General features: G+C 60.6%; 14 protein-coding genes. 5 read left to right on the forward strand and 9 right to left on the reverse strand.

The window, feature by feature from the left end; translation table 11 throughout:
• Positions 1-170 precede the first annotated feature (170 nt).
• A complete protein-coding gene (locus tag B5E56_RS00120) occupies positions 171-938 on the reverse strand; it encodes a C40 family peptidase (protein WP_242958692.1) in 768 nt (255 codons plus the stop codon).
• 172 nt (positions 939-1,110) lie between these two features.
• Here B5E56_RS00120 and B5E56_RS00125 point away from each other — a divergent pair, with 172 nt between their 5' ends.
• On the forward strand, positions 1,111-2,094 hold the full coding sequence (locus B5E56_RS00125; RefSeq protein ID WP_087387576.1) for a helix-turn-helix transcriptional regulator: 984 nt from the start codon (positions 1,111-1,113) through the stop codon (positions 2,092-2,094).
• A 1-nt stretch (position 2,095) separates the two neighbouring features.
• Here the strand turns inward: B5E56_RS00125 and B5E56_RS00130 are convergent, their stop codons facing one another.
• Positions 2,096-2,428 carry an arsenate reductase family protein gene (locus B5E56_RS00130; protein WP_087269316.1) on the reverse strand — a complete coding sequence of 111 codons (333 nt, stop codon included), beginning with the start codon at positions 2,426-2,428 and terminating at the stop codon, positions 2,096-2,098.
• 3 nt (positions 2,429-2,431) lie between these two features.
• Positions 2,432-2,653, reverse strand: a complete 222-nt coding sequence (locus B5E56_RS00135; protein WP_087387578.1) for a DUF1653 domain-containing protein — start codon at positions 2,651-2,653, stop codon at positions 2,432-2,434.
• 344 nt (positions 2,654-2,997) lie between these two features.
• On the opposite strand from B5E56_RS00135, the gene B5E56_RS00140 reads away from it, so the two are divergent.
• Positions 2,998-4,656, forward strand: a complete 1,659-nt coding sequence (locus tag B5E56_RS00140) for a ribonuclease J (RefSeq protein WP_164475018.1) — start codon at positions 2,998-3,000, stop codon at positions 4,654-4,656.
• Positions 4,657-4,756: 100 nt separating this feature from the next.
• On the opposite strand, the gene B5E56_RS00145 is transcribed toward B5E56_RS00140, so the two are convergent.
• From B5E56_RS00145 to B5E56_RS00170, 6 genes are all read right to left on the reverse strand, one after another.
• Positions 4,757-4,993, reverse strand: coding sequence for a hypothetical protein (locus B5E56_RS00145; protein ID WP_087387584.1), 237 nt, complete (start codon positions 4,991-4,993; stop codon positions 4,757-4,759).
• 29 nt (positions 4,994-5,022) lie between these two features.
• On the reverse strand, positions 5,023-6,324 hold the full coding sequence (gene eno / locus B5E56_RS00150) for a phosphopyruvate hydratase (RefSeq protein WP_087387588.1): 1,302 nt from the start codon (positions 6,322-6,324) through the stop codon (positions 5,023-5,025).
• Between the two features lie 129 nt (positions 6,325-6,453).
• A complete protein-coding gene (gene gpmI / locus B5E56_RS00155; protein ID WP_087387591.1) occupies positions 6,454-7,974 on the reverse strand; it encodes a 2,3-bisphosphoglycerate-independent phosphoglycerate mutase in 1,521 nt (506 codons plus the stop codon).
• 34 nt (positions 7,975-8,008) lie between these two features.
• Positions 8,009-8,782 carry a triose-phosphate isomerase gene (gene tpiA / locus B5E56_RS00160; protein ID WP_087187861.1) on the reverse strand — a complete coding sequence of 258 codons (774 nt, stop codon included), beginning with the start codon at positions 8,780-8,782 and terminating at the stop codon, positions 8,009-8,011.
• A gap of 87 nt (positions 8,783-8,869) precedes the next feature.
• Entirely contained in the window at positions 8,870-10,138 is a 1,269-nt protein-coding gene (locus B5E56_RS00165) for a phosphoglycerate kinase (RefSeq protein WP_087387594.1), read from the reverse strand.
• Positions 10,135-10,629, reverse strand: a complete 495-nt coding sequence (locus tag B5E56_RS00170) for a tRNA (cytidine(34)-2'-O)-methyltransferase (protein ID WP_087269297.1) — start codon at positions 10,627-10,629, stop codon at positions 10,135-10,137. The genes B5E56_RS00165 and B5E56_RS00170 overlap by 4 nt, the downstream gene beginning before the upstream one ends.
• Before the next feature lie 193 nt (positions 10,630-10,822).
• Here B5E56_RS00170 and proB point away from each other — a divergent pair, with 193 nt between their 5' ends.
• The 3 genes from proB (at position 10,823) to B5E56_RS00185 (ending at position 13,338) form a co-directional block, all read left to right on the forward strand.
• Positions 10,823-11,635 carry a glutamate 5-kinase gene (gene proB / locus B5E56_RS00175; protein WP_087187858.1) on the forward strand — a complete coding sequence of 271 codons (813 nt, stop codon included), beginning with the start codon at positions 10,823-10,825 and terminating at the stop codon, positions 11,633-11,635.
• A gap of 41 nt (positions 11,636-11,676) precedes the next feature.
• Positions 11,677-12,924, forward strand: coding sequence for a glutamate-5-semialdehyde dehydrogenase (locus B5E56_RS00180; protein ID WP_087387597.1), 1,248 nt, complete (start codon positions 11,677-11,679; stop codon positions 12,922-12,924).
• A gap of 87 nt (positions 12,925-13,011) precedes the next feature.
• Positions 13,012-13,338 carry a hypothetical protein gene (locus B5E56_RS00185; RefSeq protein WP_087387599.1) on the forward strand — a complete coding sequence of 109 codons (327 nt, stop codon included), beginning with the start codon at positions 13,012-13,014 and terminating at the stop codon, positions 13,336-13,338.
• The last annotated feature ends 54 nt before the right edge of the window (positions 13,339-13,392 follow it).

The following is a 13,392-nucleotide window of genomic DNA, read 5'->3' on the forward strand; positions in this document are numbered from 1 at the left end:
CCATAAAAAATCTTCGCCGCCCGCCGTGCCGGGGAAGTCCGGCGGCGACGTTTCTTTCGGTGTGTCTGGGCCACTGAGGCGCGCCCCTTTCTCCAATCGCATTATGTCAACAAACAGTATCAGTATAGAGGAGAATGGCCCATCTGGCAAGTGTTTGCCGCAAATTTTTATCAAGTTGTCAGATTCTCCCCTCCCAGTGGAAAGACAGTGCCCGCCGTCAGCAGCTTTTCCCGCAGATCCGCCCGGTAGTCAGGCTGTGCCGGGTCCAGGCTGTTGACCACCACCCCGTCGCTGCCCGCTCGGGCAGTGGAGTGGATATACCTTCCCTCCCCCAGATAGAGGGCGATGTGCCCCGGAAAATAGAGCAGATCGGCAGGCCGGCAGGCCTCCAGAGGAATGGGCCGGACCGGGTACCCCGGCACAATGCGAGCATCCCGGTAGAGGAGCACTCCACTGAAAAACCAGGACATAAAAGTAAGCCCCGAACAGTCGATTCCCATGGGGGACTTTCCGCCCCAGCGGTACTGGGTGCCCAGATAGCTCCTGGCCCGCTCCACCACCCTGGCCCGGAGCTGTTCCTCCGGCAAATCACAGGGTTTAGCGCAATATTCCTCCAGGAAACTACCTTTTGTATAGCCTTTCCGTCTATCTGGCAGTTCGATCAGCCGCCAGCCCTCCGGAACAGCTTCCTCTATGGCAGCGGTCAGACTGCCCCGGGGCAGGGTAGTCAGCACCGGCCGCTCCACCTCCGGCCCAGCCAGTACATCGGCAAAGGGAGCGGTCACCACCATTTTCCCCTGAAGGGGCCATTCCCCCGCCGGGGCCAGCTGCTCCCGCCGCACCCAGCCGGAATAGCCGTAGTGGGTACGGACCCGCCACCAATCCCCCTGGGCTTCCTCCGGTCCATAGACCGGCCAACCCATCAGGATCTCGTCCACCCGTTCTTTCTCCCCACCCGGTCCCGCATGAAGGGGGCAGAGGGGAACTGCTGCAACATATATCATAGGCCCTCGCAATCTCCACCTATTTGTGGTATGCTGAATGTACGGTTTATGGGACAGTAAATGTGATAGTCTAACCGGTAACACGGTAATAAAGGGGGTCGCTTCCATGCCGAAAAGCGCCAATCAAAAGTTGAAACTACTCTGTCTGTGCAAGCTGTTGTGGGAGAGCACCGACGAGGAGCACACCCTTACCGTCCCTGAAATCATCTCCCGTCTGGAGGAGTGGGACATCAAGGCCGAACGGAAGAGCATCTACTCCGATATGGAAGCCCTGCGTCAGTTTGGGCTGGATGTGCAGTGCCGGAAGGGCCGCTCGCCGGGCTGGTTTTTGGGGGAGCGCCCCTTCCAGCTGGCGGAGCTGAAGCTGCTGGTGGACGCGGTCCAATCCTCCCGCTTCATCACCCAGCGGAAGAGCAGCCAGCTGATCCACAAGCTGGAGTCCCAGGCCAGCATCCACCAGGCCCGCCAGCTCCAGCGCCAGGTCTATGTGGACCGTCGGGTAAAGACCATGAACGAGAGCATCTACTACACCATTGACAAGCTCCATACCGCCATTGCAAACCGGAAAACTGTGACTTTTCTCTACTTTGAGTATAACGTCCGCAAGGAAAAGGTGTTCCGCCATGATGGCCGCCGGTATACCGTCTCCCCCGCCGGTCTGATCTGGGACAACGAGAATTACTATCTGGCCGGCTATGACCACCGCTCAAAGGAGCTGCGCCACTACCGGGTAGACAAAATGGCCGATCTGGCCGTCACCTGCCTGCCCCTCACCGGGGTGCCGGAACACTTTGATATGGCAGCCTATGCGGGAAAACACTTCGGTATGTTCTCCGGCCGGGAGGGACAGGTCACGCTCCGCTGCCGCTCCAGCCTGGTGGGCGTGGTGCTGGACCGGTTCGGCATGGAGGCCATGCTGGTGCCCGACGGAGAGGATCATTTTACCGTTACCGTCTCTGCTGTGGTCAGCCCCCAGTTTTTAGGCTGGCTCTTCGGCCTGGGGGATGGGGTGCAGCTGCTCCGGCCCCAGTGGGCGGTGGAGGCCCTTCAGCAGCAGCTGTCTGCGGTAACCGGACTGTACCAGAGCTGACTCAGCTCCAGCTCTCCCATACCTCCGGGCAGTAGCCCACGGTGGCCTGCCTGCCGTTGCGGACGATGGGGGTCTTGAGCAGCTTGGGATTGTCCAGCAGCTTCTCCAGCTTGTCAGAGTCATAGGCCAGGTAGTTGAGCAGGGCGGCGTCCGGATGCTTCTGATCAATGAGGTTATTCAGTCCCACCGCATTGACCACGCTTTTGAGCTCCCCGGCGCTCATACCGTACTTACCCAGATCCACCGCCTGGAACTTGATGCGTCGCTCCTTGAACCAGCGCTCCGCTTTTTTCGTGTCAAAGCATTTGTTCTTTCCAAAAATCTGAATGTTCATGGCTTACTCTCCTATATAGGTGAACCGGGGGCCCTGATAGCCGTCCCGCTCCACAATCTCATTCCACATGGCCGCCGGCCGCACCCAGATGCCCCGCTCCCCATAGAGGGCCTGATAGACCACCATGGGCTCCAGAGTCTCCGAATGGCGGGCCACATAGAGCAGCTGATATTCGTTGCCCGTAAAGTGGCGGTAACGGCCAGGCCGCAGCTGCGCCTCTTCCATTCATTCCACGCTCCTTTCCATTTTCTTCGGTATTGTATCATATCCGCACCTCCAGAACAACCAAGGGGAACCCTGTCGCAAAATAATGGTATACTTTCCCCGGTTTGCGTGGTATAATACAGATGCTAATTATGGCTTTATGCGCAATATTGCGCTTTGAATAAGGCAAGGACACAGCATGGATAGAGGCGCCAAGCGGTGCATGGCCGTTCCCTTTTTCCGGCGAGGCAGGGCCGGAAAGAGCGGAATACCACCGCTTTTCTTTTTGTGCGCTCAGATCCGGACCGTGCCCACTAATAAATACGGAAAACGGATTGATTGTAAAGGAGTGTAGTAAGACTTTTATGGCTGAAAAACTGAAAATCATTTCTCTGGGTGGTCTGAACGAGATCGGCAAGAACCTGACCGTCTATGAGTACGGCGGGGATATGATCATCGTGGACGTAGGTATGGGCTTCCCGGATGACGATATGTACGGCATTGACGTGGTCATCCCCGACTTTTCCTACCTGATCAAGAACAAGGACCGTATTCGGGGTATCTTCCTGACCCACGGTCACGAGGACCACATCGGCTCCATCCCCTACCTTCTGCGGGATGTGAACGTACCCATCTACGCCACCCGGATGACGGCCGGCCTGGTGAAGCTGAAGCTGGAGGAGCACCGTCTGGTGAACAAGACCAAGCTCATCACCTGTGAGGCTGGAGAGACCGTGAAGGCGGGCAAGTTCACCGTGGAGTTCATCCATGTGAACCACTCCATTGCCGACGCCTGCGGTTTTGCCATCAAGTGCGCCGTGGGTACTGTCATCCATACCGGCGACTTCAAGATCGATCCCACCCCCATCCAGGGCGGTATGATCGACCTGGGCCGTCTGGGACAGTTGGGCAAGGAGGGCGTTCTGGCCCTGTTGGCCGACTCCACCAATGTGGAGCGTCCCGGCTTCACCAAGAGCGAGCGCAGCGTAGGCGACTCCTTCGACGCCCTGTTCCGGGGCTGTGAGCAGCGCATCATTATCACCACCTTCGCCTCCAATGTGGACCGCATCCAGCAAATCATCGATGTGGCCGCCCGGTATGGCCGCAAGGTTGCCGTGACCGGCCGCTCCATGGAGAACGCCATGAAGGTGTCCACCGAGCTGGGCTATATGAAGATCCCCGACGGGGTTCTGGTGGATCTGGCTCATATCAAGAGCCTGCCTAAGAACAAAATCTGCATCATCACCACCGGCAGCCAGGGCGAGACCATGTCGGCCCTCACCCGTATGGCCTTCAACACCCACCGCCAGGTGGATATCCAGGCCGGTGACCGGGTGATCCTCTCCGCCTCCGCCATTCCCGGCAATGAAAATGCCATTGGCAGCGTGATCAATGAGCTCTACCGCAAGGATGCCGAAGTGGTGAACGAGCGTGAGCGTGCCCTCCATGTTTCCGGCCACGCCTGTCAGGAGGAGCTGAAGATCATCCACGCTCTGGTGAAGCCCAAGTTCTTTATCCCCGTTCACGGCGAGCAGCGGATGCTGAAGATCCACGCCAAGCTGGCCCAGCAGATGGGCATGAACCCCAAGAATATCATCATCAGCGACATCGGCAAGGTGATCGAGCTGACTCCCAACTCAGCCAAGATCAACGGCACTGTGCCCGCCGGCCGTGTATTTGTGGACGGCTACGGCGTAGGCGATGTGGGCAGCGTGGTGCTGCGGGACCGCAAGCATCTGGCCGAGGACGGCATGATCGTGGTGGTGGTGTCCATGTCCGGGGAGGACGGCACTGTGGTGTCCGGCCCCGATATCATTACCCGCGGCTTTGTCTATGTGAAGGAGTCCGAGGGTCTGATGGAGGAACTGCGGAAGGTGGCCGTCACCGCCCTGGAGAATTGCCAGCGGGATAGCCTCACCGACTGGGCCGCCATCAAGTCGGAGATCAAAAACTCCATGTCCAACTTCCTGTACAAGAAAACCAAGCGCAACCCCATGATCCTCCCGGTCATTATGGAGGTCTGATGCAAACAATGAAAGCGGCTGCCGCAGATGCGGCAGCCGCTTTTTTATATAAAAAACGGGGCCGCTGCCATTGGCAGCGGCCCCTTGTGCTTGTCAAAACTTACTTCAGGTTGAAGAAAGCGTCCTTGCCCAGGTACTGAGCCACATCGCCCAGCAATCCCACAGAAAGCTGTAGCTTTCTGCGGGGGCCCAAATTGATTTTACTTGCTCGGGGCAAATGAATTGCCCCTGCGCCAAGGTTTTGGGCAAGCCCAAAACGCTTGTACGGCGCAAAGCGCCGCCCCAACTTTGATGGGGTGGAGGAGCCGGGCGATACAAAAAACGGGGCCGCTGCCATTGGCAGCGGCCCCTTGTGCTTATCGAAACTTACTTCAGGTTGAAGAAAGCGTCCTTGCCCAGGTACTGAGCCACATCGCCCAGCTCCTCCTCGATGCGGAGCAGCTGGTTGTACTTGGCCACGCGGTCGGTACGGCTGGGAGCGCCGGTCTTGATCTGGCCAGCGTTCAGAGCCACAGCGATGTCGGCAATGGTGGCGTCCTCGGTCTCGCCGGAGCGGTGAGACACGATGGCGGTGTAGCCGGCCCGGTTGGCCATCTGGATGGCGTCCAGAGTCTCGGTCAGGGTGCCGATCTGGTTGACCTTGATCAGGATGGCGTTGGCCACCTTCTTCTCAATGCCGGTGGAGAGGCGCTCCACGTTGGTGACGAACAGGTCGTCGCCCACCAGCTGCACCTTGTCGCCGATGGCCTTGGTCAGCATAGCCCAGCCTTCCCAGTCGGTCTCGGCCATGCCGTCCTCCAGGGAGATGATGGGGTAGGTCTCCACGAACTTCTTCCACATATTGACCAGCTGCTGCTGAGTCATCTTCTTGCCGGACTTGGGCTGGATATAGCACTTCTCTTCCTCGTTCCACCACTCGGAAGAAGCGGCGTCGATGGCGATCATGAAGTCCTCGCCGGGCTTGAAGCCGGCCTCCTCGATGGCCTTCACGATAACCTTCAGAGCGTCCTCGTCCTTCTTCAGGTTGGGAGCGTAGCCGCCCTCGTCGCCCACGCCGGCGGCGGGAGTGCCGTTCTCCTTCAGGGTGGTCTTCAGCTTGTGGAAGACCTCGGCGCACATCCGCAGAGCCTCACGGAAGCAGCAGGCGCCCACGGGCATGATCATGAACTCCTGGATCTCCACGTTGTTGGTGGCGTGAGCGCCGCCGTTGAGGATGTTCATCATGGGCACGGGCAGGACCTTGGCGTTGACGCCGCCAATGTAGTTGTACAGGGAGGTGCCCAGGCTCTCGGCAGCGGCCTTGGCGCAGGCCAGGGAGGCGCCCAGGATGGCGTTGGCGCCCAGCTTGGTCTTGTTGGGGGTACCGTCCAGAGCGATGAGGGCCTTATCGATGGCGGTCTGATCCAGCACGTTCATGCCCACCAGGCACTCGGCAATCTCGGTGTTGACGTTCTTCACAGCGGTGAGCACGCCCTTGCCCAGGTAACGGCTCTTGTCGCCGTCGCGGAGCTCACAGGCTTCATAGATGCCGGTAGAAGCGCCGGAGGGCACAGCAGCGCGGCCCACGGTGCCGTCTTCCAGATAAACCTCAACCTCAACGGTGGGGTTGCCGCGGCTGTCCAGGATCTCACGGCCCAGAACGTCAACGATCTCGATGATCTGCTTCATGGTAAAAAACTCCTTTCGTATTGGCGGCGGGGGATGACCCCCGCCATACAGGGGTATCGGATTGTGGGGGGCGGGCCTTCGGCCCGCCGGGTCAATATTTGGTACGGCGGAACTTCCGCCGGATACCGCTTAGTTGAGGATCAGAGTTTCGCCATCCATCTCTGCGGGCTTTTCAAGGCCCATCAGATCCAGCATGGTGGGGGCGATGTCGGCCAGACGGCCGTCCCGCAGCTTTACATCGGCGCCCACGATGTAGAAGGGCACCAGGTTGGTGGTGTGGGCGGTGTAGGGAGTGACCCCGTCGTCGTCCAGCATCCGGTCAGCGTTGCCGTGGTCAGCGGTGATGAGGGTCACGCCGCCCATCTTGGTGGTGGCCTCCACCACCTTGCCCACGCCCTCGTCCACAGCCTCCACGGCCTTCACAGCGGCGTCAAACACGCCGGTGTGACCCACCATGTCGCAGTTGGCGAAGTTGAGGATGATGACGTCGTACTTGCCGCTCTCGATGCGCTTGACGGCCTCCTCAGTGACCTCGGGGGCGCTCATCTCGGGCTGCAGGTCGTAGGTAGCCACTTTGGGAGAGGGGATCAGGCACCGGTCCTCGCCGGGGAACACCTGCTCGGCGCCGCCGTTGAAGAAGAAGGTCACATGGGCATACTTCTCAGTCTCGGCGATGCGCAGCTGGGTGTAGCCCTGGCGGGCAATATACTCACCGAAGATGTTGACCAGCTCACGGTGAGGGAAGGCAATCAGCACATTGGGCATGGTGGCGTCGTACTCGGTGGTGCAGACGTAGGTGACGGGGAAATAGCCCTTCTTCCGCTCCACGTCGGTAAAGGCGGGGTCCACAAAGCAGCGGGTGATCTCCCGGGCCCGGTCGGGGCGGAAGTTCATGAAGATGATGGAGTCGCCCTCCTTCACCTTGCCCTCCTTGGTGCACACCACAGGCTCCACAAACTCGTCGGTGACACCGGCGTCATAGGACTTCTGAACGGCGTCCACAGGATCGGCGTTCTCGGTGCCCACGCCCAGCACGATGGCGTCATAGGCCCGCTGCAGGCGGTCCCAGCGCTTGTCACGGTCCATGGCATAGAAGCGGCCCATGACGGTGGCCACCTGGCCCACGCCCAGCTCCTTGCACTTGTTCACCAGCTGCTGCACATACTCCTTGCCGGAGGCGGGGGGCACGTCGCGGCCGTCCAGGAAGCAGTGGACGAACACCTTGTGCAGGCCCCGCTTCTTGGCCATCTCCAGCAGGGCAAAGATGTGGGTGATGTGGCTGTGGACGCCGCCGTCGGACAGCAGGCCGAACACGTGCAGCGCGCCGTCCCGCTCCTTGCAGTCGTCCATGGCCTCGATATAGGCCTCATTCTCAAAGAAGCTGCCGTCCTGAATGGACTTGGTGATCCGGGGCAGGTCCTGGAACACCACCCGGCCCGCGCCGATGTTGGTGTGACCCACCTCGGAGTTACCCATCTGTCCCTCAGGCAGGCCCACATCCATGCCGGAGGCCGCCAGCTTGCAGCCGGGGTTTTCGGCAAAGATCTTGTCCAGATTGGGGGTGTGGGCGGCGGCAATGGCGTTGCCGGTCTTGTCGCCCCGCAGGCCGAAGCCGTCCATGATAATGAGGGTAGTCGGTGTTTTACTCATAGTTTACCTCTGTTCTCTGCACAAAAGCGAGGGCTTATTCCTGATTGGCAGCGTTGATGATCTGCACGAAGTCGGGGGCCTTCAGGGAAGCGCCGCCGATGAGGCCGCCGTCCACGTCGGGCTGAGCCAGCAGCTCCTGGGCGTTCTTGGCATTCATGGAGCCGCCGTACTGGATGGTGACGGAGCGGGCCACGCGGGCGCCGTACAGCTTGCGGATGACGGCACGAATGGCCTCGCACACCTCGTTGGCCTGCTCGGCGGTGGCAGTCTTGCCGGTGCCAATGGCCCAGATGGGCTCATAGGCGATGACCACATGACGCATCTTATCGGCGGGCACACCGGCCAGAGCGGCCTTCACCTGATAGGAGATCAGGTCCATGGTGACACCCAGCTCACGCTGCTCCAGGCTCTCGCCCACGCACACGATGGGGTACAGGCCAGCCTCCAGGGCGGCGTGGACCTTCTTGTTGACGGTGAAGTCGGTCTCATTGTAGTACTGACGGCGCTCGGAGTGGCCGATGATGACGTACTTCACGCCGATCTCCTTGAGCATCTCAGGAGAAACCTCGCCGGTGAAGGCGCCGTGGGACTCATAGTGGCAGGTCTCGGCGCCGATGGCCACGCGGCTCTCCTTGAAGAGGCGCACAGCGGCCTGGAGGTTCACAGAGGGCACGCACAGCACAACCTCGCACCACTTGGGCTTGCCGATGAGGGGCTTGAGCTCCTCAGCAAAGGCGCGGGTCTCGGAGAGGGTCTTGTTCATCTTCCAGTTGCCGGCAATGATGGTCTTGCGATATCTTCTGTTCATGGGTAAATGGGCCCCTTTCTTCAAATCTTCTCTCTTAGGTTTTGACCCGGTTGGGCCTGATGTCACGCTGTAGCAGCGCTTATCTATTTAAGCGTCCAGCAGGCAAGCCACGCCGGGCAGCTCCTTGCCCTCCATAAACTCCAGGGAAGCGCCGCCGCCGGTGGAGATGTGGGTCATCTTATCGGCATAGCCCAGCTGCTGCACAGCGGCAGCGGAGTCGCCGCCGCCGATGATGGTGATGGCGTTGCTGTTGCTCAGGGCCTCGGCCACAGCCTGGGTGCCCTTGGCAAAGGCGGGGAACTCAAACACGCCCATGGGGCCGTTCCAGATCACAGTGCCCGCATCCTTCACAGCGTCCGCGTAGGCGGCAATGGCCTTGGGGCCGATGTCCATGCCCATGCAGTCGTCGGGGATATTCATGCTGTCCACCAGGATGGGCTCGGCGTCGGCAGAGAACTCCTTGGCGCAGATGGTATCCTCGGGCAGGAGCAGCTTCACGCCCTTCTCCTTGGCCTTCTTCATCATGTCGTTGCAGTAGTCCAGCCAGTCCTCTTCCAGCAGGGACTTGCCGACAGAGCCGCCCTGAGCCTTGAGGAAGGTATAGGTCATGCCGCCGCCGATGATGATGGTGTCGGCGATCTCCAGCAGGTTGTTGATGACGCCGATCTTGGAGGACACCTTGGAGCCGCCCAGAATAGCCACCAGGGGACGCTTGGGATTGGCCAGAGCGCCGCCGATGATCTCCAGCTCCTTCTGGATCAGGAAGCCGGACACAGCGGGCAGGTAGGCAGCCACACCGGCGGTGGAAGCGTGGGCGCGGTGAACGGCGCCGAAGGCGTCGGACACATACACCTCAGCCATATCAGCCATGGCCTTGGCCAAGGCGGGATCGTTCTTGGTCTCACCCTTCTCAAAGCGGGTGTTCTCCAGCAGCATGATCTGGCCGGGCTTCAGAGCGGCGGCCTTGGCCTGGGCATCGGGGCCCACCACATCGGCGGCCATGATGACCTCGCGGCCCAGCAGCTCGCTCAGGCGCTTGGCAACGGGAGCCAGAGACAGCTTGGCCAGAGACTTCTTCCACTCCTCCTCGGTAATGGAGGCGGGGTCCTTGCCTTTCTCGGCCTGCTTCTTCACATAGGAGTCAAAGGTAGCCACGGGCTTGCCCAGGTGAGAGCAGGCGATGACGGCGGCATTCTGATCCAGCAGGTACTGGATGGTGGGCAGGGCCGCGCGGATGCGCTTGTCATCGGTGATGGCGCCGGTAGCCTTGTCCTGGGGCACGTTGAAGTCGCAGCGAAGCAGTACCTTCTTGCCGGCTACGTCGATGTCTTTCACGGTCTTCTTGTTGTAGTTCATACTATACTAGCTCCTTTCATCTCGCCTTCCCCGGTCAATCCGGGAAAATCCAGTTGTCGCAGGGCTTCGTACGCTAGGATCGCCGCTGAGTTGGAAAGATTGAGGCACCGGGCCTCCGCCCGGATTGGGATACGAATACAGCGCTGGCGGTATTTCTCCCGGAAGGCCTCCGGCAGCCCGGCGGTCTCCTTGCCGAAGATGAGATAGCACCCATCCCGGAACGTGGCCTCTGTATAGGGCCTCGGGGCTTTGGAGGTGGCCAGCCAGATATCCTCTGCGCCGGTTTTCTGAAAGAAGTCCTCCAGATTTTCATACACCCGCAGATCCACCAGATGCCAGTAGTCTAAGCCGGCCCTTTTTACGGCTTTATCACTGATATCAAAGCCTAACGGCTTAATCAGGTGGAGTCGAATCCCGGTAACAGCGCAGGTACGCGCAATGTTGCCGGTGTTTTGGGGTATTTCCGGTTCGTAGAGCACGATATTCAGCATTTTATTCCCTCTTTACACCTCTATCACTGTTCAGCGCAGGCTATTGTACTCCAAAATTCCGTGGATTTCAACCGTAAAAGCATGAAAAAGTGGTAAAACGTATAGTTTTCTTTGCGCAAACCATCACTTCTTTCCTTTACTGCATTGCGAAACTGTGGTATGATGCTCTCAGACGCAAGATCAGGCAAGGAGGATGAACGCTTTGCAGCGCAAGAAACAGGTACGCCGATTGGTGGTCAAGGTGGGTACTTCCACCCTCACCCGGGACACCGGGAGCCTCAATCTTCAAAATATGGAACGACTGGCCCGGGTGCTCTCCGATCTGGAGGGGATGGGCTATCAGGTGGTGCTGGTCTCCTCCGGCGCCATCGGCATCGGCACCAAGAAGCTGCGGCTGGATGCCCGCCCCACCGAGCTGCGGATGAAGCAGGCCACCGCCGCCGTGGGCCAGTGCATAATGATGCACATCTACGACAAGCTTTTCGCAGAGTATAACCGCACCGTGGCTCAGATCCTGCTCACCGGCGAGGATGTAGACGCCCCCGTCCGGTCGGAGCACCTGCACAACACCTTTGAGGCCCTGCTGGAGCTGGGGGTCATCCCGGTGGTCAACGAGAACGACTCGGTGTCCTCAGCGGAGATCGAGACCGGCCAGTGCAAGGTGCTGGGCGACAACGACACCCTGTCCGCCATTGTAGCCCGGCTGTGCGGGGCCGACCTGCTGGTGCTGCTCAGCGACATCGACGGACTGTACGACGCCGACCCCCGCACCCATCCGGAAGCCCAGCTGATCCACCATGTGGAGGCTGTCACCCCGGAGCTGCGGGCCATGGCCGGCGGCGCCGGCACCTGGCGGGGCACCGGCGGCATGGCCACCAAGCTCAACGCCGCCCAGATCGCTCTGGACGCCGGTATCGAGATGGTCATTGCCAATGGCAGCAATATCGAGTCTCTTTATGATATTGTAAACGGCGCCGACATCGGCACCCGCTTCGCCGCCCTCTGAATTCCCTCGCCCAACCTTATACATAAAAGGAGTGACAAGTTATGACGCAGCTGGAAATGCAGGGTCTGGCCGCCAAAAATGCCAGCCGGGTGCTCTCCATTTCGGGCACCGCCAAGAAGAACGCCGCTCTGGAGGCCATCGCCTCCGCTCTGGAGGCCCGCCAGGAGGAGATTCTGGCCGCCAACCAGGAAGATATGACCGCCGCCAAAGCCGCCGGAATGCGCCCCTCCCTCCAGGACCGGCTGGCGCTGGACGGCTCCCGCATCGCAGGTATCGTGGACGGTGTGCGGCAGGTGGCCACCCTCCCCGACCCCATCGGTGAGACCACCAAGATGTCTACCCGGCCCAACGGCCTGGTCATCGGCAAGCGCCGGGTGCCTCTGGGCGTCATCGGCATCATCTATGAGGCCCGGCCCAACGTCACCGTGGACGCCGCCGCTCTCTGCCTGAAGTCGGGCAACGCCGTCATTCTCCGGGGCGGCAAAGAGGCCTTCCACTCCAACCAGGCCTTTGTCTCCATTATGCGGGACGCCCTGGAGTCCGCCGGCCTGCCCCGGGACTGCGTGGCCCTGGTCACCGACACCACCCGCCAGAGCGCCACCGAGCTGATGAACCTGACGGAGTACCTGGACGTGCTCATCCCCCGGGGCGGCGCCGGTCTCATTAAAAATGTGGTGGAGAACGCCAAGGTACCGGTGATCCAGACCGGCGTGGGCGTGTGCCATGTGTACGTCCACGGAGAGGCCGACCTGGACATGGCCGCCCGCATCATCCACAACGCCAAGACCTCCCGGCCCTCGGTGTGCAACGCCGCCGAGTGCCTGCTGGTGGACCGAGCGGTGGCCCGTGATTTCCTGCCCATGGCCTGGCAGCTGCTCCAGACCAAGAACGTGGAGCTGCGCGGCTGTCCCGAGACCCGGGCCATTCTGGGCGACTTCGTGGTCCCCGCCACCGAGGAGGATTGGGATACCGAGTTTGGCGACTATATTCTGGCTGTCAAGGTGGTGGGCGGCTTTGACGAGGCGGTGGAGTTCATCCACGCCCACGGCACCGGCCACTCCGAGGCCATCGTCACCAACAACTACTTTGCCGCCCAGCAGTTCCTGGACCAGGTGGACGCGGCGGCGGTGTACGTCAATGCCTCCACCCGCTTCACCGACGGCAACGAGTTCGGCCTGGGCGCCGAGATCGGCATCTCTACCCAGAAAATGCACGCCCGGGGCCCCATGGGCCTGGAGGAACTGACCTCCAGCAAGTTTGTCATCTACGGTACCGGCCAGATTCGCTGAGCATAGAATGGAGCGGCCCCATACTGAATTCTTGTTACATACGGCGGGCAGCAATGCCCGCCGTATGAATTTGTAGGGGGTGCTTCCATGCTGGAACGCCAGATCAAGCCGGAGGGCGGCATGGTATACTGCGACCTGGGCAAGCTGTGCCCGGAGGCCGGTCAGATCATCGACTGTGCCCTGACCCTGACCCAGGTGCTGCCGGAGCGGCGGGTGGCCCTGGCGGCGGAACTGATGGACGGGGATACCTGTCTGGGGGCCCGGCTGTTCACCATCCCGCCCCACCATGAACCGGCCGCCGCCGATCTCAGGCTCACCGGCCTGCGCTTCTACCTGCCCGAAGGGATCGACCGGCCCCTCACTCTGCGGGCCGACGCCCACTATATGGACCGGAACGAGCGCTGTTTGCTTTAGTCAAAACCTCCGGCTAAGCCGGAGGCTTGAGTAGGCCCTAAAAGGGCCTGATAC

The sequence above is a fragment of the Flavonifractor sp. An112 genome (genome assembly GCF_002161085.1).
Classification (GTDB): domain Bacteria; phylum Bacillota; class Clostridia; order Oscillospirales; family Oscillospiraceae; genus Flavonifractor; species Flavonifractor avicola.

Coding starts and splice junctions, on each gene's coding strand:
- proB (WP_087187858.1), top strand. CDS start 10,823: ATGAACGCTTTGCAGCGCAAGAAACAGGTACGCCGATTGGTGGTCAAG.
- B5E56_RS00130 (WP_087269316.1), bottom strand. CDS start 2,428: ATGAACATTCAGATTTTTGGAAAGAACAAATGCTTTGACACGAAAAAA.
- B5E56_RS00140 (WP_164475018.1), top strand. CDS start 2,998: ATGGCTGAAAAACTGAAAATCATTTCTCTGGGTGGTCTGAACGAGATC.
- B5E56_RS00135 (WP_087387578.1), bottom strand. CDS start 2,653: ATGGAAGAGGCGCAGCTGCGGCCTGGCCGTTACCGCCACTTTACGGGC.
- B5E56_RS00165 (WP_087387594.1), bottom strand. CDS start 10,138: ATGAACTACAACAAGAAGACCGTGAAAGACATCGACGTAGCCGGCAAG.
- gpmI (WP_087387591.1), bottom strand. CDS start 7,974: ATGAGTAAAACACCGACTACCCTCATTATCATGGACGGCTTCGGCCTG.
- eno (WP_087387588.1), bottom strand. CDS start 6,324: ATGAAGCAGATCATCGAGATCGTTGACGTTCTGGGCCGTGAGATCCTG.
- B5E56_RS00180 (WP_087387597.1), top strand. CDS start 11,677: ATGACGCAGCTGGAAATGCAGGGTCTGGCCGCCAAAAATGCCAGCCGG.
- B5E56_RS00185 (WP_087387599.1), top strand. CDS start 13,012: ATGCTGGAACGCCAGATCAAGCCGGAGGGCGGCATGGTATACTGCGAC.
- B5E56_RS00145 (WP_087387584.1), bottom strand. CDS start 4,993: ATGGCAGCGGCCCCGTTTTTTGTATCGCCCGGCTCCTCCACCCCATCA.
- tpiA (WP_087187861.1), bottom strand. CDS start 8,782: ATGAACAGAAGATATCGCAAGACCATCATTGCCGGCAACTGGAAGATG.
- B5E56_RS00125 (WP_087387576.1), top strand. CDS start 1,111: ATGCCGAAAAGCGCCAATCAAAAGTTGAAACTACTCTGTCTGTGCAAG.
- B5E56_RS00170 (WP_087269297.1), bottom strand. CDS start 10,629: ATGCTGAATATCGTGCTCTACGAACCGGAAATACCCCAAAACACCGGC.